This is a genomic window from Epibacterium ulvae (assembly GCF_018678075.1).
GTDB lineage: Bacteria > Pseudomonadota > Alphaproteobacteria > Rhodobacterales > Rhodobacteraceae > Epibacterium > Epibacterium ulvae_A.
Genome location: NZ_JAHHIR010000030.1, coordinates 1 through 26,430, shown reverse-complemented (window position 1 = coordinate 26,430; position 26,430 = coordinate 1). Strand labels below are relative to the sequence as shown.

23 protein-coding genes, 1 tRNA gene and 1 pseudogene are annotated in these 26,430 nt (G+C 57.6%); 15 read left to right on the top strand and 10 right to left on the bottom strand.

What is annotated here, in order from left to right:
* Positions 1-19: 19 nt before the first annotated feature.
* Together KMP13_RS07920 and KMP13_RS07915 are read right to left on the bottom strand one after the other, a co-directional pair.
* Positions 20-655, bottom strand: a complete 636-nt coding sequence (locus KMP13_RS07920; protein WP_215265303.1) for a DUF1523 family protein — start codon at positions 653-655, stop codon at positions 20-22.
* 154 nt (positions 656-809) lie between these two features.
* Entirely contained in the window at positions 810-2,018 is a 1,209-nt protein-coding gene (locus KMP13_RS07915; protein ID WP_215265302.1) for an aminopeptidase P family protein, read from the bottom strand.
* Between the two features lie 327 nt (positions 2,019-2,345).
* Here KMP13_RS07915 and KMP13_RS07910 point away from each other — a divergent pair, with 327 nt between their 5' ends.
* Positions 2,346-3,821 carry an NAD-dependent succinate-semialdehyde dehydrogenase gene (locus tag KMP13_RS07910; protein ID WP_215265301.1) on the top strand — a complete coding sequence of 492 codons (1,476 nt, stop codon included), beginning with the start codon at positions 2,346-2,348 and terminating at the stop codon, positions 3,819-3,821.
* A 139-nt stretch (positions 3,822-3,960) separates the two neighbouring features.
* Positions 3,961-6,135, top strand: a complete 2,175-nt coding sequence (locus KMP13_RS07905; protein WP_215265300.1) for an esterase-like activity of phytase family protein — start codon at positions 3,961-3,963, stop codon at positions 6,133-6,135.
* 125 nt (positions 6,136-6,260) lie between these two features.
* On the opposite strand, the gene KMP13_RS07900 is transcribed toward KMP13_RS07905, so the two are convergent.
* From KMP13_RS07900 to KMP13_RS07875, 6 genes are all read right to left on the bottom strand, one after another.
* Entirely contained in the window at positions 6,261-6,725 is a 465-nt protein-coding gene (locus KMP13_RS07900) for an Hsp20 family protein (protein ID WP_215265299.1), read from the bottom strand.
* 141 nt (positions 6,726-6,866) lie between these two features.
* Positions 6,867-7,622: a trypsin-like serine peptidase gene (locus tag KMP13_RS07895; RefSeq protein WP_251363732.1), complete on the bottom strand. Its 756-nt coding sequence runs from the start codon at positions 7,620-7,622 to the stop codon at positions 6,867-6,869.
* 56 nt (positions 7,623-7,678) lie between these two features.
* Positions 7,679-8,500, bottom strand: a complete 822-nt coding sequence (locus KMP13_RS07890; protein ID WP_435370347.1) for a trypsin-like serine peptidase — start codon at positions 8,498-8,500, stop codon at positions 7,679-7,681.
* Between the two features lie 132 nt (positions 8,501-8,632).
* Entirely contained in the window at positions 8,633-9,952 is a 1,320-nt protein-coding gene (gene glcF / locus KMP13_RS07885; protein WP_215265298.1) for a glycolate oxidase subunit GlcF, read from the bottom strand.
* 3 nt (positions 9,953-9,955) lie between these two features.
* Entirely contained in the window at positions 9,956-11,062 is a 1,107-nt protein-coding gene (locus KMP13_RS07880) for an FAD-binding protein (RefSeq protein ID WP_215265367.1), read from the bottom strand.
* A 31-nt stretch (positions 11,063-11,093) separates the two neighbouring features.
* Positions 11,094-12,527, bottom strand: coding sequence for an FAD-linked oxidase C-terminal domain-containing protein (locus KMP13_RS07875; protein ID WP_215265297.1), 1,434 nt, complete (start codon positions 12,525-12,527; stop codon positions 11,094-11,096).
* Between the two features lie 102 nt (positions 12,528-12,629).
* On the opposite strand from KMP13_RS07875, the gene KMP13_RS07870 reads away from it, so the two are divergent.
* Together KMP13_RS07870 and KMP13_RS07865 are read left to right on the top strand one after the other, a co-directional pair.
* A complete protein-coding gene (locus tag KMP13_RS07870; RefSeq protein WP_215265296.1) occupies positions 12,630-13,367 on the top strand; it encodes a DUF599 domain-containing protein in 738 nt (245 codons plus the stop codon).
* 9 nt (positions 13,368-13,376) lie between these two features.
* A complete protein-coding gene (locus KMP13_RS07865) occupies positions 13,377-13,739 on the top strand; it encodes a hypothetical protein (protein WP_215265295.1) in 363 nt (120 codons plus the stop codon).
* 6 nt (positions 13,740-13,745) lie between these two features.
* Here KMP13_RS07865 and rlmH read toward each other — a convergent pair whose 3' ends face one another.
* Both rlmH and rsfS read right to left on the bottom strand, forming a co-directional pair.
* Positions 13,746-14,216: a 23S rRNA (pseudouridine(1915)-N(3))-methyltransferase RlmH gene (gene rlmH, locus KMP13_RS07860; RefSeq protein WP_215265294.1), complete on the bottom strand. Its 471-nt coding sequence runs from the start codon at positions 14,214-14,216 to the stop codon at positions 13,746-13,748.
* A 69-nt stretch (positions 14,217-14,285) separates the two neighbouring features.
* On the bottom strand, positions 14,286-14,696 hold the full coding sequence (rsfS, locus tag KMP13_RS07855; RefSeq protein WP_353055693.1) for a ribosome silencing factor: 411 nt from the start codon (positions 14,694-14,696) through the stop codon (positions 14,286-14,288).
* 423 nt (positions 14,697-15,119) lie between these two features.
* On the opposite strand from rsfS, the gene leuC reads away from it, so the two are divergent.
* The 11 genes and pseudogenes from leuC to KMP13_RS07800 all read left to right on the top strand — a co-directional run bounded on the left by leuC (position 15,120) and on the right by KMP13_RS07800 (position 26,281).
* Complete coding sequence (leuC, locus tag KMP13_RS07850; RefSeq protein WP_215265293.1) at positions 15,120-16,526, top strand: 3-isopropylmalate dehydratase large subunit; 1,407 nt, start codon at positions 15,120-15,122, stop codon at positions 16,524-16,526.
* A gap of 12 nt (positions 16,527-16,538) precedes the next feature.
* Positions 16,539-17,144, top strand: coding sequence for a 3-isopropylmalate dehydratase small subunit (gene leuD, locus KMP13_RS07845; protein ID WP_215265292.1), 606 nt, complete (start codon positions 16,539-16,541; stop codon positions 17,142-17,144).
* A gap of 397 nt (positions 17,145-17,541) precedes the next feature.
* Positions 17,542-18,375 carry a hypothetical protein gene (locus tag KMP13_RS07840; protein ID WP_215265291.1) on the top strand — a complete coding sequence of 278 codons (834 nt, stop codon included), beginning with the start codon at positions 17,542-17,544 and terminating at the stop codon, positions 18,373-18,375.
* Entirely contained in the window at positions 18,372-19,403 is a 1,032-nt protein-coding gene (locus KMP13_RS07835) for an endonuclease/exonuclease/phosphatase family protein (protein ID WP_215265290.1), read from the top strand. The genes KMP13_RS07840 and KMP13_RS07835 overlap by 4 nt, the downstream gene beginning before the upstream one ends.
* A 94-nt stretch (positions 19,404-19,497) precedes the next feature.
* A complete protein-coding gene (gene leuB, locus KMP13_RS07830; RefSeq protein ID WP_215265289.1) occupies positions 19,498-20,601 on the top strand; it encodes a 3-isopropylmalate dehydrogenase in 1,104 nt (367 codons plus the stop codon).
* A gap of 159 nt (positions 20,602-20,760) precedes the next feature.
* A complete protein-coding gene (locus KMP13_RS07825) occupies positions 20,761-21,714 on the top strand; it encodes a DMT family transporter (protein WP_215265288.1) in 954 nt (317 codons plus the stop codon).
* Positions 21,715-21,762: 48 nt separating this feature from the next.
* Positions 21,763-21,839 (top strand) — tRNA-Pro (locus KMP13_RS07820).
* A 213-nt stretch (positions 21,840-22,052) separates the two neighbouring features.
* Positions 22,053-22,388 carry a helix-turn-helix domain-containing protein gene (locus KMP13_RS07815; protein WP_215265287.1) on the top strand — a complete coding sequence of 112 codons (336 nt, stop codon included), beginning with the start codon at positions 22,053-22,055 and terminating at the stop codon, positions 22,386-22,388.
* Between the two features lie 271 nt (positions 22,389-22,659).
* Positions 22,660-23,387 (top strand): annotated as a pseudogene (locus KMP13_RS07810) (transposase); the annotation flags it as partial.
* A gap of 646 nt (positions 23,388-24,033) precedes the next feature.
* On the top strand, positions 24,034-25,539 hold the full coding sequence (locus tag KMP13_RS07805; protein ID WP_215265286.1) for an aldehyde dehydrogenase family protein: 1,506 nt from the start codon (positions 24,034-24,036) through the stop codon (positions 25,537-25,539).
* Positions 25,540-25,549: 10 nt separating this feature from the next.
* Positions 25,550-26,281 (top strand): sulfite exporter TauE/SafE family protein, encoded by a 732-nt coding sequence (locus tag KMP13_RS07800; protein WP_215265285.1) that lies wholly within the window; start codon positions 25,550-25,552, stop codon positions 26,279-26,281.
* Positions 26,282-26,430: the final 149 nt, after the last annotated feature.

The window sequence follows — 26,430 nt, the reverse complement described above, 5'->3', positions numbered from 1 at the left end:
CGCACCGACAGTCAGTGCGTTACTTCTTCTTAAACAACTGCATCAGCTTATTTTTACGCTCAGCCACTGCGTCGCCAACCGCATAAAAATTGTCTTCGACATCATCCACCAGCGGATCCACGCGACGGGCCTTGAACCGGCGCCAGCGCACGTAGATCGCCCAGAACACGGCCGCCAAACCGATCAGGATCACAATGCTCCGCCAATTGGTGATCTTGGCATCTGGCCCTTCGACCGGCTTCAAAGACACCGCATTCGGGAAAATCGACAAGAACTGGTTGCGCCAACCGTAATGGCGGATCGCGACCCATTCAGGGGTATCCTTGCTGGAAATCGCATCATTGGCTTCGGTATACAGGTTCGCCGTGTCGAATTTGAAATACGGCGGCCAGCTCCAGCCGGTGTCTTCGTTGCGGTACACAATCGCATCGCCGTCCGGGCGCACCGCCTGGATGAATTGCACATCACGGCTCGTCAAATTTTGCGTCTGCGCATCAGGGCTGGACCAGAAGACGCGGGTCCAGTCGTTCAATTCCTGACGCTCTTCATAGGTGTTGACGATGCGAACAACGTCATATTGCGGAAGCGTGTAATGAAAAAAGGCCGCAACTCCGCCCCAGAACACCAAGGCAAGACCCCAACGCAAATAGCCCATAACATCGCCTCCAAAAAATTCGCAACGCAGCTTTCCCACGTCTCTTCTATGTGGGGCATGCAAAGCAAAAGCCCAAGCGTCAAGTGGGGCAAATGTGACAATTTACGTCTGATGCAGGAAAACGCCGCCGAGAACACCCGGCGGCGCTTCGAAATCAGCCCACGATGTTGAATTCAGGGCCGTAAGGATACTTGGTGATATTCTCGTTGCTGTCATCGGTGATGACCAGAATATCATGCTCACGGTAACCACCCGCACCCGACGCGCCTTCGGCGATGGTCAGCATCGGCTCCATTGAGATCACCATGCCCGGTTCAAGCACGGTGTCGATGTCTTCGCGCAGCTCCAAACCGGCCTCGCGACCGTAGTAATGCGACAGCACCCCAAAGGAATGGCCATAGCCAAAGGTCCGATATTTCAGCAGATCGCGTTCCTCAAAGAAGGCGTTGATCTGTTCGGTCACCTCCGCGCAAGAGGCACCGGGTTTCAACAGCGACATGCCGTATTCGTGGGCTGCAACATTGGCCTGCCAGATTTCCAGGCTGGCCGCGTCGACCTCTGCGACAAACATCGTGCGTTCCAGCGCGGTGTAATAGGCCGAGATCATCGGGAACGTGTTCAACGACAGAATATCGCCGCGTTGCAATTGGCGTCCGGTGACGGGATTATGCGCCCCGTCGGTATTGATCCCCGACTGGAACCAAACCCATGTGTCACGATATTCCGCATCTGGAAAGCGTTTTGCGATCTCCAACTCCATCGCGTCACGCCCCGCCATGGCGACGTCAATTTCACGCACGCCTTCCTTGACTGCATCCCGAATAGCGTAGCCGCCAACATCCGCAACCGCAGCGCCGGCCCGGATCAATTCGATCTCAGCCGCAGATTTGCGCATGCGTTGCTGCATGGTCGGTTCAAACAGATCAAACAACTGGGAAGGCTTCAAAAACGCCGCAAGCTTGTCGTGCTGCAGCAGGGTCAGATGGTCGCTTTCGTATCCGACCGTGGCCCCTGCCCCTGTGACAGAACAAATCGCGCGCCAGAAGTTGTCGCGTTGCCAATCCGTATAGGTGATGTTGTCGCAGAATGCGCGCCGCCACGGCTGGCCCGCGTCAATGCCCGCACTGATGGTGACAGCCGTATCGGCAGTGACCACAAGCGCATAAGGCCTACCAAAGGCACAATAGGTAAATCCCGAATAATACGAGATATTATGCATAGACGTGAATACTGCCGCTGAGACACCATGGGTCTCCATAATCTGGCGTAACCCCGCGATGCGGGCTTCATACTCAGCAATAGAAAACTGTAATGGCGCTTTTTCGCCATTGTGGAACCGATACATTTCAGGACGTGCAGTCATGCTGGATCCTTCCTTTCTCAAAGAAAGCTCCCGGCGTTCAGGACATGATATGGAACCGGTCCATAATCTTGGCAAAAGCAGATCATGTGGCGACGCCATCGCCCGACCGTACCAGAACTAGAACCGTCTGCTGCGGCCCAGGACAAGCAAAATCTTGGCCACAACCGCCGAAAAAACACCGGCACACGTCGATTTGACCGCCGTGCTTAAAAGCCGCGCGCGCACTGGATTTAAGTACTTTGGTAATCTGGATTTAGAAAACTGTATGGACAAGAACTACAATCCTTGTTTTCGATACGACAAACCGTATGCAAGGAATCCTGCCCCATGACTGTCGCCGCAACCGACCTGAAATCCCTCCTAACAGATCCCTCCCTTCTCGAAACACGCGCCTATATCGGCGGTGCTTTTATGGACGGTGAAAACGGTGCGTTTGACGTCATAAACCCGGCGCGCGGAGATGTTGTTGCCCAAGTCGCGGATCTGTCACGGGCGCAGGTTGCAGGCGCCATTGCCCAGGCGGAGGTTGCCCAGAAAGAATGGGCGAAATGGACCGGCAAAGAACGCGCGGTGTTGATGCGCCAGTTTTATGATCTGATCATGGAGCATCAGGAAGACCTCGCCATCATCCTGACCGCCGAGATGGGAAAACCGCTGGTCGAGGCGCGCGGTGAAATCGCCTATGGTGCTTCCTTTATTGAATTTTTCGGCGAAGAGGCCAAGCGTATCTATGGAGAGACGATCCCCGGCCACCAACGCGACAAACGCATCACGGTGTTGAAGCAGCCCATCGGCGTTGCAGCGTCGATCACCCCGTGGAACTTCCCCAATGCGATGATCACCCGCAAAGCAGGCCCCGCGTTGGCGGCAGGCTGCGCCTTTGTTGCGCGCCCGTCTGAAGAGACCCCATTGTCGGCAACTGCCCTGGCGGTTCTCGCCGATCGCGCGGGCATCCCGGCTGGCGTGTTTAACGTTGTTCCCAGCCTTAACGCGGCGGAAATCGGCCAAGAGTTCTGTGAAAATGATGCGGTGCGCAAGCTGACCTTTACTGGTTCCACCAATGTGGGTCGCATTCTGCTCCGCCAGGCCGCCGACAGCGTGATGAAATGCTCAATGGAGCTGGGCGGCAACGCGCCGTTCATCGTCTTTGATGACGCGGATCTGGATGCCGCCGTTGACGGCGCGATCATGTGCAAATTCCGCAACAACGGCCAAACATGTGTCTGCGCCAACCGGATTTACGTTCAAGCCGGTGTCTATGACGCCTTTGCCGAAAAGCTGCGTGCCAAAGTGGCCGAGATGAAGATTGGCGATGGGTTTGACGCCGACACCGCCTTTGGTCCGCTGATCAACGCAAAAGCCATCACCAAGGTCGAGGAACACATCGCCGACGCCACCGCCAAAGGCGCGCAGGTGATCTTGGGCGGCAATCGCTCTGATCTGGGGGGCACCTTCTTTGAGCCGACAATCGTGACCGGTGCGACAACCGACATGATCTTTGCCACGGATGAGACCTTTGGCCCGATGGCACCTTTGTTCAAATTCGAGGACGAAGATGAGGTGATCGAATTGGCCAATGACACGATCTTTGGCCTGGCCTCCTATTTCTACGCCAATGATCTGAGCCGCGTGCACAAAGTGGCCGAGGCGCTGGAATATGGAATCGTCGGCGTCAACACGGGCATCATCTCAACCGAAAACGCCCCCTTTGGCGGCATCAAGCAATCGGGCCTGGGCCGCGAAGGCAGCCATCACGGGATCGAGGACTACCTTGAGATGAAATACATCTGCATGTCCGTATAAGATAACCACCCTAAGCACCTCAAAGGGCCACTTGGACATCGCCTGTGTGGCCTTTCATATTTGTGAATCAAAAGCGTCACACGGTCGTTACACTCACAGGTCATCCCCCTTCCGAATTCACATATTGGGAGAACTACAGATGTCCGCGCGCCTTCTTTGCCTGACATCCGCCCTGGCCCTGAGCGCTGTTCAGGCTTCGGCTGAGATGAACTTCAACCGTATCGCTTCTTTCCCGGTCATCAAGAACATGGCCGAAGGCGAAGACACCTCACGCGAAAGCTCGCCTGAAATCATCGACGCAACTGCGGATGGTATGACGCTGGTCTACACCGACAGCCCGCTGGGCGCCCTGGGTCTGATCGACATCACCGACCCCGCGCACCCTGCGCCAAAAGGCAACATCGACCTGGGCGGCGAGCCGACTTCGGTTGCGATTGTTGGCACCACGGCTTACGTCGGCGTAAACACCTCCGAGAGCTACACCCAGCCGTCGGGCTTTTTGAAAGCCATCGACACCAACACCGGTGCAGAAGTTGCCGCCTGTGATCTAGGTGGCCAGCCTGACAGCGTTGCCAAGGCAAAAGACGGCTCGTTCATCTCGGTTGCGATCGAGAACGAGCGTGACGAAGACCTGAACGACGGCATCATCCCACAGCTGCCCGCTGGTAACCTGGTGATGATCAACACCACCGACGGCGGTCTGGACTGTGCTTCGATGAAAATGGTGGACCTGACCGGTCTGGCCGACATCGCAGGCTCCGACCCCGAGCCCGAGTATGTGTCGATCAACGGTCTGGGCGAAACTGTTATCACCCTGCAGGAGAACAACCACATGGTTGTGGTCTCCAAAGACGGCGAAGTTCTAAACCACTTCTCTGCCGGTTCTGTTGACCTGAAAGACATCGACGCAACCGACGAACGTGGCGCGCTGATCTTCACCGAAAGCCAAGACGGCCGCCTGCGCGAGCCTGATGCGGTGACCTGGATCGACGACACCCATTTCGCCATTGCAAACGAAGGTGACTACAACGGCGGCTCGCGCGGTTGGACCATCTTCAACAAGGACGGCACCGTTGTTTACGAAAGCGGCACCGACTTTGAAAAAGCCATCATCCAGATCGGCCACTACCCGGACAAACGTTCCGACGCAAAGGGCGTCGAGCCTGAATCCGTGACCTTTGGCGAATTCGGCGGCACACCTTATGTGTTTGTCGGTGCCGAACGCGCCTCTGTTGTGGGTGTCTATGACGTCACCGACCCGGCCAACCCGGTCCTGAAACAGCTGTTGTCTTCGGGTGTTGGTCCAGAAGGCTATGTCACCATCCCCGAGCGGAACCTGCTGGTCTCTGCCAACGAAAAAGACCTGATCGAAGACGGCGGCGCACGTGCGCATGTGATGCTGTTTGAATATCAGGACGCACCTGCTGTTTACCCGCATCTGACCTCGGAAGGCGCGGATGAGCTGATCGGTTGGGGCGCGATCTCTGGCATGGTTGCCGACGCAGACGGCATGATCTACGCCGTGAACGACAGCTTCTATGGCTTCCAGCCTTCGATCTTTAAGATCGACCCAAGCCAGACACCTGCCCGTATCGTTGATGTGGTCCGTATCCACCGTGCAAACGGCGATGCAGCTCAGAAAATCGACCTGGAAGGCATCACTCTGGACGGCAAGGGCGGCTTCTACGTAGCCTCCGAGGGCCGCACCGAACGCGCGATCCCGCATGCGATCTATCATGTGTCCGCCGAGGGCCTGATCAAAACCAACAAAGGCGAAATCACCATCCCGGCTGAACTGGCCGCGGTTGAAAAGCGCTTTGGTTTTGAAGGTATCACCAAAATGGGCGACACCCTGTGGATGGTTGTTCAGCGCGAATGGAAAGACGACCCCAAGAACCACATCAAACTGGTGTCCTATAACCTGGAAACCGAAGAGTGGGGCGCAGTTCATTATCCCAAAGCCGAGCCCGCAACCGGCTGGGTTGGCATGTCGGAAATCGTAGCCCACGGTGACTATATTTATGTCATCGAGCGCGACAACCAGCATGACGACCGCGCGGTGACCAAAAAGATCTACCGCATCCCAGCCGCTGAGATGGTTCCGGCCGCTCTGGGTGGTGACCTGCCCGTCGTGTCCAAAGAGCTGGTACGCGACCTGCTGCCAGATCTGAAATCCACCGGCGGCTATGTTCTGGACAAGGTCGAAGGCCTGGCGATCCTGAACGACGGCACAGCCTATGTTTCCACCGACAACGACGGTGTGGACGACAGCTCGGGTGAGACAATGTTCTGGTCCTTCGGCAAAGTCGAATAAGACCTAACACGTAAAACAATCTGGGAAAGGGGTCCGTTTGGGCCCCTTTGTCCATTTGGACACAACAAAAAACCCGCCGAATTGATCTCGGCGGGTTTCAAGAATCCTAAGGGAGGAGAAGAGGATCAGTTAACAGCTTTGGCTTCGATCCCAGCAGGCGCGCTGGTCTTCGCATTGATCGCAATCCGGCGCGGTTTCAACCCTTCCGGAATTTCGCGCTGCAGATCGATATGCAACATCCCGTCCGCATGGCTCGCCCCTGTCACACGAATATGGTCCGCCAGCGTAAAGCGGCGCTCAAACGCGCGGGTGGCGATGCCACGATGCAGATAAGAGCCCGCAGGTGCTTGTTCGGCTTTGTTTGCGGCGATGATCAGGGCGTTTTCCTTGACCTCGACCCGCAGCTCCTCTTCGGAGAAGCCGGCAACAGCGATGGAAATGCGATAGGCATCATCCGCGGTCTTTTCGATATTGTATGGGGGGTAGCTGGACTGGGATCCATCTGCGCTAAGCGCGCGGTCCATCAAATCCGCAATTTGGTCAAAACCTATGGTTGCACGGTGCAATGGTGCAAAATCAAACGTACGCATGTCGTTCTATCCTCATTCAAGAGCGATATATGTCAGTGCCTTCCGTATCGGACAGGCGGTTCAATGTTCTGGCCCCGCTGTGGGCGACCCGAACACGATCAAGATAGGCATGCGTTTTGGGGTTTCAAGGGATCGCCGCGTCTAATCAGCGGCCCTTACAAATTTCGCATTGCTGCGCGCACCGGATCGATTGACTTTGCGATCAATGGCAGAGGTTGAGACAGAAACGCGATTGCGGCGCAGTTGCGCTTTTAGTTCTGCAACCCGTTGTGGAAGCGCCATGCCAAAGGCCACTTTCCGCCCGCCATATGTTCCGCTCCCCGACACCAGCGCCAAGATACGCCCGCGCGTGCCACCCCGAACAAAAACCGGCGCCCCCGAAGAGCCAAATGTGACGTTGCAATCGATCACATATAACCCGCGCTGTTCGTCCAGAATGTTGCAATGGCGTTGCCGCGACAGCGCTTTGTCACGCCCCCGCCCATAGGAGGTCACTGAGATGTCGTGGCCACGGGGATCACCGCTGTGCAGGGCAAACGGATCCGCATCCAATAGGGTGATCGGCGCGCGCAGGCGCACCAGTGCCACATCGTGGCGAATATCCTCGGACGTCAACCGTCCTCCGGGCGTGAAAATCGGGTCAACTGCGATCTGCAGTGCCTGACGCTCTGCAATGGACACCCCATCACGCAGCCCAGCGCGGAAAGTGATCTCTTCCGGTTGCGCCAATTTTCCGGATCGTTTGTAGACACAATGGGCCGCCGTCAGCACCAGATCCGCCGCAATCAACGTGCCGGTGCAATAGCCGTCGTTCTTGACTTCGAGCCGCCCAACCCCTTCCCATCCCAACAGATCGTCGCGATCGGTCAAACGGCGCAACCCGCTGGTCTCGGCCATGCTGAACTGCACACAGCACAGCAGCGCAAACACCGCGCCTATTGCCACACGCCACATCATGGTTTTACAAATTTGGCGCCGGTTTCACCCGGCCCATCCCCGACACGCACGCGCCGCGCGCCAACAGGCGCTTGGAACGTGGAGCCATTTCTGGCTGTCAGATTTGCCCGCAGCAGGTCCAGATCTTCGGCCAGGGACGCCCCAAGCGAGACACGCTCCCCTTTGACCTCCGCCTTGGCTGAGATCACCGACACAATGCGCGGCGTGTCAGTTTCAAACGAAAACACCGGCGCGCCTGATGAGCCAAAGTCCACGTCGCAAGACATCACCAAAACCCCGCGCTGGCGCGCCATGATCCCGCAAACCTCTTGCAGGGACGGCACCTCGGCGCGGTCATGCGCATAGGAGACGACGCCGATCTTGTCGCCTTTGCGCGGTCTGGCATCGGTTTCAAATGGTATGACGGTCGTGTTGCGGATTGGGCGTTGCAGTTGCAGCAGCGCGATGTCGTTGCGCACGTGGCCTGACGAGACTTCGCCATTGTAAACATAGGACGGATGCACCGTCGCACGTTGCACAGAACGATAGGCCGAAGCACGGCCATTGCGCCATCCGGCGAGGAATTCGATTGTTGTGGGGTCAAATTGCACACTGGTATCGGGATCAAAAAGACAATGCGCTGCAGTCAGAACCAAATCCGGCGCAATCAGCGCCCCGGTGCACAGGCCCTGTCCATTCAGATCCAAACGCCCGACGGCATCCCACTTTCGACCGGCATCCAGTGTTTCCAGACGCTCCAACCGGCTGTCCTGTGCAAAGGACGGTGTGGCCAATACACCCGAAACCGCGACCAAAGCGGCTGTGATAATTTTGCTAATACGCACGCGGCGCGACCCCAATTCCCAAAAATCAATTCTATGAAACCACTGTTGTGGCGGACTGGGGCGAAAATGGGGCAAACCGCAAGTTTTAAGAAGCCGTTAACGCGGACGTGTCCTAAAAGTCGCGGTTTACCGCAGACGCGGCACGGGATCATCACGGTCACCCCCGGAAAGCGCGGGTGGTTTTGGCCCGCCCGTGGCCCAATCCAGCAGCTCAACCGTATGGACAACAGGCGTTTGCGCGGCAGAGCCGATCTGCATCATACAGCCAATGTTTCCCGCAGAAATCACATCCGGTGTGCGCGCCTCCAAGGTCTTGACCTTCCGCGCCTTTAACGCGTCCGAGATCTCGGGTTGCAACAGGTTATAGGTCCCGGCTGAACCGCAGCACAAATGCGGATCCTTGGGCTCTACCACCGTGAACCCTGCGCGTTTCAACAGATCCTTGGGGGCCGCTTTGACCTGTTGCCCGTGCTGCAAGGAACAGGCCGCATGATAAGCAACCGTCAGCCCCTGATTATCACCTTCCGGCAGATCGAGGCGCTGCAACAGCTCGGTGATATCAACGCACAGATCAGACACCGCCTGTGCCTGTTGCGCCAGATCGGTATTGCGGAACATATGACCGTAGTCTTTGACCGTTGTGCCGCACCCGGATGTGTTGATCACAATCGCATCCAGACCTTCGCGCGCGATCTCAGCGCTCCAGGCGTTGATATTGCGGCGGGCGGCGGCGTGGCTTTCGCTTTCACGACCCATGTGGTGGGTTAGCGCTCCACAACATCCTGCGCCCTTGGCGACCACAACTTCGCAGCCAAACCGGCGCAACAGGCGGATTGTGGCGTCATTGATGTCGGTGTTCAGCGCCTTTTGGGCGCAGCCGGTCATCAAGGCAACCCGCATGCGCCGCGCGCCTTTGGGTTGGAAACTTTGCGGATCATCATTGCGCGACACCGGCGGAATGACCTTGGGCGCCATCTCCAACATCGCCCGCAACCGCGGATCTGGTAGAAACCGGCGCACCGGGCGCGCGATCTTGGCCCCCAACAAGGCAAGGCGAAAACGTCCCGGATAGGGCAGAATGCGCGACAAGATCCAACGCAAGCCACGATCCATCAGCGGGCGCTTGTATCGATCCTCGATATAGGCGCGTGCCTGATCCAGCAGATGCATGTAATGCACACCCGATGGGCAGGTCGTCATACAGGCCAAACAACCCAGGCAGCGATCAATGTGTTTTACGGTTTTGGCGTCCGGCTGGCGTTCATTTTCCAGCATATCCTTGATCAGGTAGATCCGCCCGCGTGGGCTGTCGAGCTCATCGCCCAGCACCTGATAGGTCGGGCAGGTCGCGGTACAAAACCCGCAATGCACGCAGGATCGCAGGATGTCATTGGCCCGTTTGAGACCGGGATCACGCAGCTGCTTTTCGGTGAAATTGGTTTGCATCGCTTATCCCATCAATCCCGGGTTCAAGATCCCACGGGGATCAAATTCAGTCCGCAACCCTTGGGCTAGGGTCTCCAACGGGCTGGGCTGTGGCTCAAACCGTGCGAAAGGCTGCACCCCATTTGCCGAGCGCACCAATGTGCTGTGACCGCCGATCCCTCCCCGTAAGCCGCGCAGATCTAGCGACGGATCCACGAGGCTCCACACCAGCCCGCCGGCCCAATCGACCAGGTGGTCGCCGGGAATTCGGTCGATAAACGCGGGCATATCGCTGGGTTTGATCGAGCTGCGCCACACCGCGCCGACCTGCCCATGAAATGGCTCTACATCGCGCACCATCCGCCAAAGCGCATCTGCATCCAGCAGAGATTGCGGCTGCGCGATGCCCTGCAATTTTTTCTGCAATTGCTGCATCCGATATTGAACCGAGCTTTCAAAGCCTTCCAACCGGATCATCGTTTGTGACGGCGCATCTCCCTGCGATGGCACGCGCGCAGCGCCGGTTACGTCAAAGGGCGACCTCATCGCCGCCGTAAACACCTGCAGCGATTGCGCGGGGGCCAGCCCTTCCCAGACCAACGTACCCGTGCACTCGGGCTTAGGCAGAACTTTGAAAGACACCTCGCTCATCACGCCCAAGGTGCCATGCGCCCCGGCCATCAGCTTGACCAGATCGTAGCCGGTGACATTTTTCATCACTCGCCCACCGTTTTTCAACACCGTGCCGCGGCCATCGACAAAACGCACACCAAGCAGGAAATCGCGTGCAGCGCCCGCCTGGACACGACGCGGCCCCGAGCTGTTGCTGGCAAAGGCACCGCCAAGTGTCGGCGCGCCGTTTGTGCCCAAAAGCCCACGATAGTCCGCAGGTTCAAACGCCAGTTGCTGGCCTTCCTTCACCAATTGGCTCTGCACCTCGTCCAACGGGGTTCCAGAGCGGGCAACCATGGTCAACGCGCCGGGTTCATAGAGCGTCACACCGGTCATTGCGCGGGTGCTCAACCCGGTGCCAGCGGTGGCTATCCCACGGGTGCCCCCACTTGTGATCGACAGCGGCCCGTCAGCTTGGGCAATCGCGGCGGCCAGTTCTGTTTCATCTGTGGGGGTGATCATGTTCAACTGTCCTGGTGTAAAAGGCGCATTAGGCATTGCGACGCGTCGCCGTGACCGACAGCGGAAAGACCTTGGCCGGGTTCAGCAGCCACTTTGGATCAAACACGTCCTTGATACGCAGCTGCGCCTCCAGATCGTCCGCCGAGTATTGGTGCAGCATCAGATCGCGTTTCTCGACACCGACGCCATGTTCACCGGTCAGACAGCCACCAACCTCAACACAGAGCTTCAGGATTTCGGCGCCCAGCGCTTCGCAGGTTTCAAGCTGTCCCTCTTGATTGGCGTCAAACAGGATCAGCGGATGCATATTGCCGTCGCCCGCGTGAAAAACATTGGCCACGTCCAGCCCGTACTCGCGCGACAGCTCACCAATGCGCCGCAGCACGTCCGGCAGGGTCGACACAGGGATGGTGCCGTCCAGACACATATAGTCATTGATCTGCCCCATCGCGCCAAAAGCCGCTTTGCGGCCCAACCAGATCCGCCCTGCCTGATCGGCATCTTTAGCCTCGCGCAAATCAACGGGGCTGTGGCGCTCAGCAATCTCGACAATCCTGGACAGCTGCTCGTCGATTTCTGCCGGGCTGCCCTCCACCTCGACAATCAACAGCGCTTCGCAGTCTGGGTATCCGGCTTTGGCAAACGCCTCACAGGCCCGGATGCAGGGGCGGTCCATAAATTCGATCGCAACCGGCAGGATGCCCGATTTAATAATGTCGGACACACACACACCCGCGACCTCGTTGCTGTCAAAGCCGATCAACACGGGTCGCGCCCCTTCGGGTTTGTGCAGGATGCGCAATGTGGCCTCGGTCACGACGCCCAATTGACCCTCTGATCCGCAAATCACACCGAGCAGATCCAAGCCGCCCGCATCCAGATGTTCGCCGCCGATTTCCACGATGCTGCCATCCATCAGCACCATGGTGACACCCATCAGATTGTTGGTGGTGACGCCATATTTCAAACAATGGGCGCCGCCCGAGTTCATTGCGATATTGCCAGCAATCGCACAGGCCAATTGGCTGGAGGGATCGGGTGCGTAAAAGAACTCCTCATCCTCAACCGCGCCAGTGACACTCAGATTGGTGCGCCCGGTCTGAACCCGAATGATCCGGTTGTCATAGTCGGTCTCCAGCACGTCGTTCATCCGCGCGACGCCCAGGATCACACAGTCTGCGGTGGGCAAGGCCCCACCCGCAAGCGAGGTTCCCGCCCCCCGTGGCACCACCGGCACGTTATTGGCATGGCAAATCCTCAAAACGTCCGCGACCTGCTGGGTGGTTTCCGGCAACACGGCCAACATCGGCGGGCAGCGATAGGCGGTCAGAGCATCACATTCATAGGCCCGTGTCTCAGCCAGATCGGAGATGATGGCATCTGCGGGAAGAATGTTGGACAGCTCTGCCACCAATTTGGCCTTTTGGCGCAGAACCATCGCGTCGGGCTTGGGCATTTCCATTTTGCGTTTCCTTGCTGACAAGCGACCAGATGCACTTTGGTAAAAATATATTACCAATTTTACCACCTGACAAGCCCCCGCCTGTGGCACTAAGGTGCGCGAATGATTTGGCTGAACCGTATCGCATTGTTTTCACCACTAGATTTCGCAGGTCTGGTATTTGTTCTTGTGGCTTGGGTCTGGATTGGTTGGCGGATCGAGCATCCCGCTCAAAACCGCCCGTCTGTGTCTTTTCTGATGGCCGATTTCCGGCGCGACTGGTTGCACACGATGGTCACCCGCGAACCCCGTGTATTTGATGCGATGATGGTTGGAAGCCTGCGACAGGGCACGGCGTTCTTTGCCTCAACCACGATGCTAGCGATTGGAGGGGGACTTGCCCTGATCGGCAACACGGAACAGGTTGCGGGCCTGGCCAAGGACTTTATGCACACCGAGGCACCGACTTTTGTCTGGGAGGCCAAAATTCTGGTTGTGCTTCTTCTGCTCTGCAATGCGTTTTTGAAATTCGTGTGGTCCAACCGGTTGTTCGGATACGGTTCTGTCCTCATGGCGGCAGTCCCAAATGACCCCGACGCACCCTTGGTCTACCAACGTGCGGCGCAAGCCGCTGAGCTCAACATCACCGCTGCGCGCAGCTTTAACCGGGGCCTGCGGGCCACTTATTTTTCGCTGTCCACCTGCGCCTGGCTGATTGGGCCCATCGCGCTTTTGCTTGCTACTTTTGTTACGCTTGCGGTCCTCTACCGGCGGGAATTTGCATCAAGATCGCGCGAGGTCTTGCTGAGCACACCTGCGGATCACGCAAAAGAAGACCACAGTGGCACGCAGACAGAATAGGTTTTGATCATGACCCGCATCGCATCGACACTCGCCCTTTTATGTTTCAGCACATCCGCTCTTTGGGCGGACGCGCCGAAAGTTGTCGCGGCAACCGCGACACAACATGGCGAAAGCTGGAGCTTTTCCGTCACCATCCGCCACCCGGATACGGGCTGGGATCATTATGCCGATGGCTGGCGGGTTCTGGATTCCGATGGAACGGAGCTTGGACTGCGAACACTGTTTCACCCACATGAGAACGAGCAGCCCTTCACACGTTCCCTCGGCGGGGTCCACATCCCGGATGGCGTGACCGAGGTGTTCATTCAGGCGCGTGACAATGTGGATGGATGGGCCGAACCGCTGACCGCAGTTACCCTGTCGCAATAACGCGGCTTAACTGCGGTGGTACGGGCTGCCTGCCAGAATGGTCGCTGCGCGGTAGATCTGTTCGGTCAACATCAGGCGCACCATCATATGTGGCCAGACCATTTTACCAAATGAGATGGAGAAATCCGCCTCGGCCCGCAAACCAGGATCAATGCCATCAGCGCCGCCGATAACAAAGGCCAGGTCCTGGCGCCCACCATCGCGCCAACCGGCCAGTTTTTGGGAAAATTCAGGGGAGGTCAGCAGCTTGCCGCGCTCATCCAACGTGCACAACAGCGCCCCTTTGGGCAGCGCTTTGCGCAACAGGGCAGCTTCTGCACCCATGCCAGCGTTTTTCTTGTCTTCCACTTCCACCACCCGCGCAGGCCCCAGGCCAAGCGCACGGCCCGTGCGGTCAAAGCGCGTGATATAGTCATCAATCAGGGTCTTTTCCGACCCCGAGCGCAACCGCCCCACGGCGCAGATGTGAATACGCATCTGAAAACGCCTTCTAAGTCGGCCGCACAAGGTTGCGACCGCATCGAATGTTTTTGGTCTGTATCGGCGTTAGACCGTTACAGGTGCCACCGGTGATTGCCCTACGCCTGCGGGCTGCCACATCTTTTCGATCTGGTAGAACTCGCGCACTTCGGGGCGGAACAGATGGACGATCACATCGCCTGAATCGATCAGAACCCAGTCGCCTGTGTCCTTGCCTTCGACTTTACAGCCAATGCCATATTCCTGCTTGAGACGGTCCATCAGCTTTTCTGACATCGCCGCAACCTGGCGCGTCGAACGACCCGAGGCCACGATCATGTAGTCACCAATAGACGTTTTGCCTCGCAGATCAATCTGCACGACATCTTCGGCTTTATCATCATCAAGTGAGGAAAGAATGCGCTCAAGCAGCTTTTCGCTGGTTGGCGTTTCAGAGGTAGCCTTAACGGCCAGAGTGTGGCCGTTGGTGCTGGCCACGTCAGCTTGGGGTGACAGGACAATGTCCTCCTATTAACGCGCCGCATGCCCCGGCGCCGGGTGGTTCGACCATAGCAGAAAGCCCCCGGGTTTTCAACGTGAGCTAAAAACCAGAAGGCGAATCGAGCTGGCTATCTGCCTGATTCCGCCTGCCGAGGAAAGGCAAAAGGCCGCCAAACCCTCTCTTTGCCTGCTTTCCATGCAAATTCGGGGTGTTTCAATGCCAGTCAAAGCCTTGATCGCAGCCCGCGCGGGCTGTATCTGACCTGCATGACCCTGGAATTCGCACAATTTATAGAACTGCAAGATCGCGCCCGCCTGCGCGAGCGCTTCTATGGTGCTGCCCGCACGGTTCTGGCCCGCCTATAACGCGCGTGCACAGCCAATCGCCAGCCATGACAACTTTCAAGGGGAGAGGACCATATGTCCCCCAAAACGCTCTATGATAAAATCTGGGATGCCCACGTTGCCCACGAGGCCGATGATGGCACTTGCCTGCTTTATATCGACCGCCACCTGGTTCACGAAGTAACCTCGGCACAGGCTTTCGAAGGCCTGCGTCTGGCCGGTCGCACCGTTCACGCGCCTGACAAAACCATTGCTGTGCCGGACCACAACGTCCCCACAACGCTGGACCGTGCCGACCCGGCCACCATGACCCCGGAAAGCCGCATTCAGGTGGAAGCGCTGGACACAAACGCCAAGGAATTTGGCGTCCACTACTATCCAGTCTCCGATGTCCGTCAAGGCATCGTGCACATCGTCGGCCCCGAACAGGGTTGGACCCTGCCCGGCATGACCGTTGTGTGCGGCGACAGCCACACCGCCACCCACGGTGCGTTTGGCGCATTGGCCCATGGTATCGGCACTTCTGAGGTTGAGCACGTTCTGGCCACCCAGACGCTGATCCAGAAGAAGTCCAAAAACATGAAGGTGGAGATCACCGGCAAACTGAAGCCGGGCGTCACCGCCAAGGACATCACGCTCGCGGTTATCGGCGAAACCGGCACCGGCGGTGGTACCGGCTATGTGATTGAATATTGTGGCGAAGCCATCCGCGACCTGTCCATGGAAGGTCGCATGACCGTCTGCAACATGGCCATTGAAGGCGGCGCGCGCGCAGGCCTCATCGCACCGGATGAGACCACATATGCCTACGTCAACGGTCGCCCGCACGCTCCAAAAGGCGCCCAGTTCGAGGCAGCGCTGGCTTGGTGGAAAACTCTCTTCACTGACGAAGACGCGCATTTCGACAAGGTTGTGACCCTCAAAGGCGAAGACATCCAGCCGGTTGTCACCTGGGGCACCTCTCCCGAAGACGTGCTGCCGATCACCGGTGTGGTTCCCCACCCTGACGATTTCGAAGGCGGCAAAGTCGACGCGGCCAAACGCTCCATCGAATACATGGGGCTGGTGCCAGGTCAAAAGCTGACCGACATCGAAATCGACACTGTCTTCATCGGGTCTTGCACCAACGGTCGTATCGAAGACCTGCGTGCCGTTGCCGAAGTTGTCAAAGGCAAGAAGATCAAAGACGGCATGCGTGCCATGATCGTTCCGGGCTCTGGCCTGGTCCGCGCCCAAGCCGAAGAAGAAGGCCTGGCCGAGATCTTTGAAGCTGCCGGTTTTGAATGGCGCATGGCCGGTTGTTCCATGTGTCTGGCGATGAACCCCGACCAGCTGAGCGAAGGCGAGCGTTGCGCTGCAACCTCCAACCGGAACTTTGAAGGTCGCCAGGGGTACAAGGGCCGTACGCACCTTGTGTCGCCCGGCATGGCCGCTGCTGCCGCATTGACCGGCAAGCTGACTGACGTTCGCGAGCTGGTGTAAGGAGCAAGCATTATGGACAAGTTTGAAACCTTCACAGGTATCGCGGCCCCAATGCCGCTGGTGAACATCGACACCGACATGATCATCCCCAAAGTGTTCCTGAAATCCATCGCCCGCACCGGCTTTGGCAAGAATCTCTTTGACGAGATGCGCTTTAACCGCGACGGCACTGAGATCGAAGACTTCGTGCTGAACAAACCGCAGTATCGCAGCTCGCAGATCTTGATTGCCGGCGACAACTTTGGCTGTGGCTCCTCGCGGGAACACGCGCCATGGGCGTTGGAAGATTTTGGCATCAAAGTGATCGTCTCGACGTCATTTGCCGACATCTTCTTCAGCAACTGCTTCAAAAACGGCATGCTGCCGATTGTTCTGCCCCAGGAACAGGTCGACATCCTGATGAAGGATGCCGAAAGAGGCGAAAACGCCCGGATGACCGTGGATCTGGAAGCGCAAGAGATCACCACGTCAGACGGCGACGTGATCAGCTTTGACGTTGATGCGTTCAAAAAGCACTGCCTGCTGAATGGTCTCGACGACATTGGTCTGACGCTGGAAAAAGCGGACTCGATCAAGACATTCGAGGAACAGGCTTCACAGGCACGTCCTTGGGTTTAACCTCGGTCTAACTTGGGCCTAACCACCATTAAACAGTTCACAAAGGCCGCTCCGTTTGGGGCGGCCTTTTGCGTTGCGTGAACCACAAATCCGCCACAGATCTGCCTTAATTGGCCCCCTCCGCAAACCTGCGGCTAAATACTGACGATGCGGTCGTTGCTTGAAAAGCCAACGCAAACTGCTGATTTTCCACGTGAATGATGATGCATTCGGGCACCACCTCACCCTACACGCCAACAAAACTTTCAAAAAAACGTAATCTCTCCTTGAGCGAATTAAGGCAATCGTGATGGAATGGGGCAAAAATGAGGCAGAGCACTCCTTCCAAAATGAGGGGCGCTTCAAAGTATGGCGATGAGCGCAGCAAATGTGCCGGGCCTGTTTGAAGGATGAAGACGTGATAGCTCGGATTGCAACAGCAGCCGTGCGTGGATTTTTGGTGACGTTGCTGATCGCAATGCCATCATTGATTTTGACGCAAGACGGCAACGGAACACCCGAAATGGTGGTCTTTTTGGCGCTATTGGCCGGGGTTCTGGTGTTTTTCGAATACAACTCCCTCTCACCCAGCTTTATCGAATTTCGCGACGCACCGCCGCTGAACCGCATCCGCTATGGTACGCTTTTTGTCATGGCCACCGGTCTGGCGCTTTTGGTACGTCACGACGCCAATCCAAACGGATTGACCACCCTGTTGCGTGGGCTTGGGTATCTACTGGGCCAGATCTTCGATTTTCCGCTGTCTCCGGTGCAGCTGATGACCCTGATGTTGCCCGAGGGCACCGCCCCAGACACCATCAACACGGTCCGTTCCGCCGCAGGTCTTGCTTGTTTCGTTGCATTGGTCGCAACCGCGCTGCTGGTGTTTGCAATACGGATCACCGGTTGGCCGCTGCCGGGCGGATCGTTCAACGTCTGGACCAACCTGCCGCTATTTGACCCGACCACAGGCGGCGACGTTGTCAATCGCATGACCCGTGACGGACGGTTGAACGTGATTTTGGGCGCACTTCTGCCCTTTGCCATTCCCGGCGGGATCAAGATGATCGATGCCTTCCTCGGAACCGCCAGCCTCGGACATCCGATGCTAATGATCTGGGGGATCGCGCTCTGGGCCTTTGTGCCTGCGTCAATGGTGATGCGCGGTGTTGCGATGCTGCGGGTGGCGGACCTGATCGCCGCACAACGCCGCCGCACCTATGCGGCATCTGACAACTTGCAAACCATATGAAAGCAGCGGTCGCAGCCTGCCTTGTCCTGCTGACCGCCCTGCCCCTTTGGGCCGAAACCTTTCGCATCGCGCTTTATAACACCGAGTTGTCGCAAAAAGGACCGGGCTTGTTGTTGCGCGGTCTAGAACAACACTCCCTCCCGCGGGCGGATGCGGTGATCGATGTGATCGAAAACGCCGATCCTGATATCCTGGTGCTGCAGAATTTTGACTGGGACCTGCAGGCCCGCACACTGAAAGCGCTGCAAAGCCGCCTGTCGGAGCGCGGTCTGACCTACCCCCACCTCTTCACGGCCCGCCCCAACAGTGGGATGCCAACAGGGCTGGACATGGACGGCGACGGGCGCACCGGCGGGCCGCGCGACGCACAAGGCTATGGCGATTTTGTCGGCGCCCACGGTATGGCGGTCCTGTCACGCTACCCCGTGATGTCCGACCAACTGGTCGACCTCTCCGACCAGCGTTGGACGGGTTTTCCCTGGGCCGACCTGCCCCAATTCCCGGATGAACGCCCCTTTCCCTCGGCTGAGGCGCAGGCACAGCAACGCCTGTCTTCGACCAATCACTGGATCCTACCGGTGCGCCTGTCGCAGGACGCGCAGGTAGACCTGATGATTTTTAACCCCACACCGCCAGTGTTTGACGGCGCCGAAGATCGCAACGGCAAACGCAACCACGATGAAATCGCGCTGTGGACGCATGTTCTGGACAGCGACCTCGCACCGGCCCATCCGGTGATTGTCATCGGCGACGCAAATCTGGATCCCTTGGGCGGCGATGGTCTGCACGCGGCCATTCAAAGCCTGCTGAACCATCCCCGATTGCAAGATCCCCGCCCCACCGATCCCGCCGGTCATGAGGCTACGGTCAACTGGCAGCAAACCGGGCCGTTGCGTGTCGACTACATCCTGCCCGACGCGCGCCTCATGGTTCGCGCCGCTGGTATCGCCTGGCCAGATGATGCGAACACCGCAGCAGAACATGCCAGCCGACACGGTCTGGTGTGGTTGGACGTCGATATCCCCTAAGACCGCGCCCAAAGCCCCTTATTTTCAGCCCTCTTATTGACCCCACCGAACAGGAACGTTACCCCCGGTGCGACCGATTTCAAGGAGACTGAGGATGTCTAACCCATCGATTCTGATTCTGCCCGGCGACGGGATTGGCCCCGAGGTAATGGCCGAAGTACGCAAGATCATCACCTGGTTTGGCGACAAGCGTGACGTTCAGTTCGATGTGAGCGAAGACCTAGTCGGCGGCGCAGCCTATGACGCCCACGGCACCCCGCTGCACGACGACACAATGGCCAAAGCGCAAGAGGTGGACGCAGTGCTGCTCGGCGCGGTTGGCGGCCCGAAATATGACGTGCTCGACTTCTCGGTCAAGCCGGAACGCGGCCTGCTGCGTCTGCGCAAGGAAATGGACCTGTTCTCCAACCTGCGCCCGGCACAGTGTTTTGACGCGCTTGCGGATTTCTCGTCCCTGAAAAAAGACGTGGTTGCCGGCCTCGACATCATGATCGTGCGCGAACTGACCTCTGGCATCTACTTTGGTGAGCCACGCGGCATCATCGAAGAAGGCAACGAACGCGTGGGTATCAACACCCAACGCTACACCGAAAGCGAGATCGACCGCGTTGCGCGCTCCGCCTTTGAACTGGCGATGCGTCGCGGCAAAAAACTCTGCTCGATGGAAAAAGCCAACGTCATGGAAAGCGGCATCCTGTGGCGCGAAGTTGTGACCGAGGTCGCCAAAGACTACCCCGAGGTCGAGCTGTCGCACATGTACGCAGACGCAGGCGCGATGCAGCTGTGCCGCTGGCCCAAACAGTTCGACGTGATTGTCACCGACAACTTGTTTGGCGACCTTCTGTCGGATGCGGCCGCAATGCTGACCGGCTCGCTGGGCATGCTGCCCTCCGCTTCGCTGGGTGCACCAATGGAAAACGGCCGCCCCAAGGCGCTATATGAACCCGTACACGGGTCCGCTCCCGACATCGCAGGCGAAGGCAAAGCCAACCCAATCGCCTGTATCCTCAGCTTTGCAATGTCACTGCGCTACAGCTTTGACCTCGGCTCCGAGGCAGATCGCCTGGAAGCAGCCGTTGAACAGGTTCTGGCCGACGGCGTGCGCACCGCTGACCTCTTGGGCGAAGACGGCGTCACACCGGTCACCACATCCGGCATGGGTGATGCAGTAGTGGCGGCATTGGACGCCGGCCTCTGATCCAGCCTCCTGGGTTGAAACAATGAACGGATCGGGGCTTGCCTCGGTCCGTTTTTCTCTATCTTTTTGCGCGCCGAGACAGCAAAAGCTTGTTTCTTCGTGGCGTCTTATGACACGCTCGCGCTATCACGAAACCTCTCTGTAATTTGGTGTGCCGGTATGAACGCAAAAGCGACCCTCTATGCGCTGTTGGCCTACGGGATCTTTTCCACCCACGATGTGATCGTAAAATTCGTGAGTGAGACCCAATCCGCATTTCAGATCGTGTTCTTCAGCTGTTTGCTGTCCTTCCCGCTTTTGACAGTGATGATGGTGCGTGACAAAACCCTCGGCAATCTGCGTCCGAAAAAGCCAAAGTGGACCATCACCCGCGCGGTCATTATCCCGGTCGTGCCCCTGTGTGCATTTTACGCGTTCTCTGTGCTGCCCCTTGCGCAGGCCTATGCTTTGTTTTTTGCAACACCGCTGCTGATCACACTGCTGTCGATCCCAATTCTACAGGAACGCGTTGGACTGCCGCGGATGGCGGCGGTTGCGGTTGGATTCATCGGTGTTTTGGTCGTGCTGCGCCCTGGCGAAACCGAACTGGGCCTCGGTCACGCGGCCGCCCTGATCGCCGCTTTTGGCAATGCGTTCCAGTCGGTCATCTTACGCAAAATCAGCAACGATGAACGCTCCGTTGTCCTGATGCTTTACCCGATGTTGGCGACGGTTGTCGTGATGGGGCTCGCCCTGCCCTTCACCTATGTTCCCTTGCAAGCCAGTGAGCTTGGCAGCCTCGCCATCGTGGCCTGCTGCGGTTTCTTTGCGACCTTGCTTTTGGTCAAATCCTACACCCACGGCGAAGCCGCAACCGTCGCGCCGATGCAATATTCCCAGATCATCTGGGCCACGTTCTATGGCACGCTTTTGTTTGGTGACACCGTTGATTTCATGACACTTTTGGGTGCGGCTATCATCATCTCCAGCGGTATTTTCATCGTCATGCGCGAAGCCAGCGGCGGACGTTCCGACAACACGCCCGTTCTCAAAACCCGCAGCCGCGCGGTCACCAGTATTGGCCCCAATGTCTCGGTCTTTTTGCGCCAAAAAACACGTCGAAAAACCAAGTGAATGGGACTTGCATCGCCCCAAACCTGAGTATAGTCAACCCTCCACGGTCGGAGCGTAGCTCAGCCTGGTAGAGCACTGTCTTCGGGAGGCAGGGGCCGGAGGTTCGAATCCTCTCGCTCCGACCAATTATTTCAACGGCTTAGATAGTCATGCGTCAGCTTCAACTTATAGTCGGCTCGGATTTGATCCGGAATTACTTGATTATGGAGCTGGAAAATCGGACAGCAGCCAAAGGAAAACGGCCGAGTGGGCGGCCATCCACTTCAACGGCATTGCAAATCTTTCTGCTTCACTAGCTTACCAAAATGATCACCTGACCACAATCGCGGGAGGTGCACATGCCTAAGCTCAATCGCTTTGAATGGTTGAAGGCTGTTCTTCAATGTGCCGACCTCAATTCATCAACAAAAGCCGTTGCCTCAGCGCTCTCTGTCCAGTTTACCAACGACAAGACAGGGCAGCTGAACCCCTCCCTCAACACTCTGGGCGAGTTCCTCGCGGGCATGTCACTTGCGACCATCAAACGCTGCCTGAAGCAGCTTATCGAGTGCGGCAGGCTGTTTCGCACTGAAGGGCGAGGCGCTGGTAATCACACAGAATACGCCCTGCTCACACGCTGCAAAATCATCCCCTTTCGCCGGAAAAAAGGCACGCCGGTGAGCTTTCCTATATAAGGGATAAACAATCAAAAGAACAAATCCCTTCGCTTGAGCTGAATTTGTCAGATGGAAGGCCATCCAGCTCGGTGCTCAGAGCAGCCCGCAAGCCATCTTCGTACCACGAATGGTGTACGCTTATCGGATTTGGGGAACCTTCTCGGAACAAATGCTGAGCTCAAGGATCTCGCGCTTGCTTCCCTTGTTTCATGAAAACGGACAACCATGGACCTGTCGCGGTTTGATGCCGCTCCTTTGATAGCATTTACTGCCCCAAAGGAGACTGGCTATGAAACTGAAACGGACAGAAGAATTCCGCCAAGATGCGGTGCGTATCATACTTACCAGTGGGCTTGCGCGCAAGCAAGCAGCGATAATCTGGGCGTTGGCATGTCGACGCTGAACAAATGGATCACGGCGCATCGCGGGACACGGACGTGGTGCCGAAAGAGGATTTGAGCCTCGCTCAAGAGAATGACCGGCTTCGTCGCGAGAACCGCATTCTCAACGACTTGCAAGGATAAGAAAACCGTCTGGGGGACTGCTTTCCCGCAGTAAGGGGAGAGTTTTAAAAAGGCCACGGTGTTCTTCGTGGGCCAAAAGCCGTGAGGTTTAAGTTCATCCACTGCCCGGCAGTCAGAACGTAGTTTTGATGAGAGGGGAAGAACACAGGTCTGTATTTTCAATTGATCTGATGTGACGTGTTATGGCTGTTAGCCCGCTTGGGTTGCGGGCGTACCACAGCCACCCAGCCAGCCGTCGGCAGCGATCTGATATGGTCACGCTGGCACGTATCAAAAAACAATCGCGTCTCAGCCTTGGCAGCTATGGTAGTCTACGGATGACGGAAGAGCTGAAGGAGATCGGCTTGGACGTCGGGCACCGCCGTCCAAGCCGCCCCATCTCGGCAGATTTGGCAAAGCAATCGACCGAGAAGGGGAGAGCGATCATAAGTTCAACATCGCACCGAACCTGCTGGATCGTGACTTCAACGCTGATGCGCCCAACCAAAAATGGGCTATGACTCAAAACGCAAGCATGCCAAACACGGGATGCTGTCACCCGTCGACGACGAAAGCAGACAGCAAAACGTGAACCAAGAGGTGTGTCGAGAAAACTAGGGGCTATTCACTTACAGCAAGTGAGGCCGGGCCCGCTCTGAAGTAGTTTGACGAACTGCGAGAGGTTCTTTCAAGGTCAGCCCGCGCCCTTGGAAATTCATTCGTTTGTGAAACACGTGTGATAAGAACGGGCAACGATACAGTTATCACTCAACCCGGCGACAAAAGAACAACTGGTGCGGTTCATCTAAACCCGACTGGCCATAGGCTGATCGCTCAGCTGGTCTACGACAAAATTTGGGGCCGCCAATAATCTCAAGATAACGGACCCAGCCGACTACGTGGAATAGCCCCCCTGAAAGGGGTCTATTCCAGTTGGAAAATTTTTGCTACTTCTGATCCAAACCTTAGGCGGCAGGTCGGCTTCACGAATTCCCGGGAGCGGTTTTGAGAATTCCCTCCAACGATGCACCGTGCAACGGATGTACATCAGCAGCAGCAAGGTTAGGTTTGGACCTATTTTTGGAACGCACTGGCCCTACTCTATTGGGCCATACGCTTTCTATGTAGGGTTAGATCAGAACAAGAAACGAGTCCCTCCTATGGCCCAATCCTCACAGACGACCTCCCCCCTGTCCTTTGACACCCCGGAAGCGGTGATCGCTGCCTATACCCAGATCAATCTGGTGGGGGGTGAGCGGGTTCCGACGGCCGCCGCCTTGGATGTGGTGAACCCGGCCACCGGCGCGACCTTGGGTCAGGCTGCGGCCAGTGACGCGGCTGAAACCGACACTGCGGTTGCCGCCGCCAAAGCAGCCCAGGCGGCCTGGGCCGCAACACCTGCCCGTGCCCGTGGCAAGATCGTTGCCGAAGCCGCCCGCGCCGTGGCCGCCCATTCCGAAATGATCGCCCAAGTTCTGGCGCGCGAAACCGGCAAGGCGATCCGTACCGAATGCCGTGGTGAGATCACCGTGGCCGCTGACATCCTGGAATTCTACGGCAGCCTCGGCTCCGAGCTTAAAGGCCAGACTGTTCCGTTTAACCCGCGCATGCTGACCACCACCACGCGTGAGGCGCTGGGTGTTGTGGCGGCGATCCTGCCGTGGAACGTCCCGCTGGTTCTGGGCGCGTTGAAAATCGGCCCGGCGCTGGTTGCGGGTAACACTGTCGTTGTCAAAGCCTCCGAGGAAGCGCCCTTTGCCACCTTCCTGATGGCCGAGATCATGATGCAATTCCTGCCGGCCGGCGTGTTGAACGTGGTCAATGGCGATGGTGCCAATTGCGGTCACGCGCTGACCCATCACGCGGACATCGCCAAAATCACCTTTACCGGATCCGAAGCCGTGGGTGAGACGATCTATAAGGTCGCTGCAAGCCGGATCATCCCGGCCTCGCTGGAACTGGGTGGCAAGTCGCCCATGATCATCTGCGCCGATGCGGATCTGGACAAGGCGGTTGCAGGCGCGATTTCTGGCATGCGCTTCACCCGTCAGGGTCAAAGCTGCACCGCTGCCAGCCGGATCTATGTGCATGACGATCTTTATGATGCCTTCATGGAAAAGATCGAAGCGCAGCTGAACACGCTGGTCATTGGCGACCCGCTGGATGAAGCCACCGATGTGGGCACCGTGATTAACCAAAAACAGATGGATGTGATCCAAGGGTTCGTGGCCAAGGCCGAAGCCACCGAAGGCGCTGACATCCTGCGTTTTGGCACCCTGCCCGCCGATGCCGATCTGGCACCGGATCTGTTCATGCAGCCCACCTTGTTGGCCGGTCTCGATGAGGATCACCCCTGCGTCACGCAAGAGATCTTTGGCCCCGTCGCCGCCGTTCAGCGCTGGTCCGACTATGAAGATGTGATCGCCAAGGCCAACGGCACCCACTACGGTCTCGCAGCATCAGTCTGGACCAAGGACCTGTCCACAGCACTCGACAGCACATCGCGTCTGAATGCGGGCTACGTGCAGGTGAACCAGAACCTGACCATCCAACCCAACGTCTCTTACGGCGGGTTTGGCCGTTCAGGCTTGGGCAAAGAAGCCTCACTGGAGGCAATGCTGGAACACTTCACACGGTCCAAGACCATCGTGATCAACTTCGATTAAGGCATAAAACATGGATCATGTTTTTCTTCTGTCCGCAGCGACCTTCGCTGCGGGCTTTTTGCGTGGAGTGACCGGATTTGGCTTTGCGCTGGCGGCGGTGCCGATCTACAGCCTGATCGTCTCCCCCATATTCGCGGTCATCCTGGCGCAAATTCTGCAAGTGGCAGCGGCACCGGTCGATCTGGTGCAAAACCACAAGATCATCGATCGCCGTGCCCTCGGCCTGTTGATCCTTGGCTCCCTGCCCGGCGTGGTGGTAGGGGCTCTGGTGGCCACGCAATTGTCGCCAGATCTGCTGCGTCTGGTGATTGCGGCGCTGGTGATGTTGGGGCTGGTGGCCCTGATGGCCAAGATCAAACTGCCCGGTGGACGCGGACCTGCCCTGGTCGCGGGGAGCTGTGCGGGGCTACTCGCCGGTCTTGCCGCCATGCCCGGACCACCGGCGGTGGCCTATTTTCTGGGACGTGGCACCGACAAACGGGTCAGTCGCGCATCGCTTTTGGTGTTCTTTGCCTTCACGGCGCTGGCTGCGCTCAGCTTTGTGGCGCTGACCTCGGACGTATTGGAATGGTCGATGGGGTTGAGTGCGGCATTGGCTTATCCGGCGCTGTTGCTGGGCACATGGGCGGGCACCAAATTGTTTGAACGTCTTGGCGATGGATCTTATCGAACCGCTGCCTTGGGCGTGCTTTTGGTCTCGGCCCTTTTGACTGGCGCAAAGGGGCTACAGGGCCTGCTGTAACCCCCCCTAAACACGCAAACGGCCGCTGGATTAGCGGCCGTTTTATTTGTGTATTTTGGTCCGTTTGTTGGATCAGGATTTGCCCTTCCAGGGGACGAGGAAGGCTTCGGATTTGCGCATTAGGATGTCGATGCCAAAGCCGATGAGGC

Excerpts from the sequence above, each read along its gene's own strand:
- KMP13_RS07920 (WP_215265303.1), bottom strand. The coding sequence starts at position 655 with ATGGGCTATTTGCGTTGGGGTCTTGCCTTGGTGTTCTGGGGCGGAGTT.
- KMP13_RS07915 (WP_215265302.1), bottom strand. The coding sequence starts at position 2,018 with ATGACTGCACGTCCTGAAATGTATCGGTTCCACAATGGCGAAAAAGCG.
- KMP13_RS07910 (WP_215265301.1), top strand. The coding sequence starts at position 2,346 with ATGACTGTCGCCGCAACCGACCTGAAATCCCTCCTAACAGATCCCTCC.
- KMP13_RS07905 (WP_215265300.1), top strand. The coding sequence starts at position 3,961 with ATGTCCGCGCGCCTTCTTTGCCTGACATCCGCCCTGGCCCTGAGCGCT.
- KMP13_RS07900 (WP_215265299.1), bottom strand. The coding sequence starts at position 6,725 with ATGCGTACGTTTGATTTTGCACCATTGCACCGTGCAACCATAGGTTTT.
- KMP13_RS07895 (WP_251363732.1), bottom strand. The coding sequence starts at position 7,622 with ATGGCCGAGACCAGCGGGTTGCGCCGTTTGACCGATCGCGACGATCTG.
- glcF (WP_215265298.1), bottom strand. The coding sequence starts at position 9,952 with ATGCAAACCAATTTCACCGAAAAGCAGCTGCGTGATCCCGGTCTCAAA.
- KMP13_RS07875 (WP_215265297.1), bottom strand. The coding sequence starts at position 12,527 with ATGGAAATGCCCAAGCCCGACGCGATGGTTCTGCGCCAAAAGGCCAAA.
- KMP13_RS07870 (WP_215265296.1), top strand. The coding sequence starts at position 12,630 with ATGATTTGGCTGAACCGTATCGCATTGTTTTCACCACTAGATTTCGCA.
- KMP13_RS07865 (WP_215265295.1), top strand. The coding sequence starts at position 13,377 with ATGACCCGCATCGCATCGACACTCGCCCTTTTATGTTTCAGCACATCC.
- rlmH (WP_215265294.1), bottom strand. The coding sequence starts at position 14,216 with ATGCGTATTCACATCTGCGCCGTGGGGCGGTTGCGCTCGGGGTCGGAA.
- leuC (WP_215265293.1), top strand. The coding sequence starts at position 15,120 with ATGTCCCCCAAAACGCTCTATGATAAAATCTGGGATGCCCACGTTGCC.
- leuD (WP_215265292.1), top strand. The coding sequence starts at position 16,539 with ATGGACAAGTTTGAAACCTTCACAGGTATCGCGGCCCCAATGCCGCTG.
- KMP13_RS07835 (WP_215265290.1), top strand. The coding sequence starts at position 18,372 with ATGAAAGCAGCGGTCGCAGCCTGCCTTGTCCTGCTGACCGCCCTGCCC.
- leuB (WP_215265289.1), top strand. The coding sequence starts at position 19,498 with ATGTCTAACCCATCGATTCTGATTCTGCCCGGCGACGGGATTGGCCCC.
- KMP13_RS07825 (WP_215265288.1), top strand. The coding sequence starts at position 20,761 with ATGAACGCAAAAGCGACCCTCTATGCGCTGTTGGCCTACGGGATCTTT.
- KMP13_RS07815 (WP_215265287.1), top strand. The coding sequence starts at position 22,053 with ATGCCTAAGCTCAATCGCTTTGAATGGTTGAAGGCTGTTCTTCAATGT.
- KMP13_RS07805 (WP_215265286.1), top strand. The coding sequence starts at position 24,034 with ATGGCCCAATCCTCACAGACGACCTCCCCCCTGTCCTTTGACACCCCG.
- KMP13_RS07800 (WP_215265285.1), top strand. The coding sequence starts at position 25,550 with ATGGATCATGTTTTTCTTCTGTCCGCAGCGACCTTCGCTGCGGGCTTT.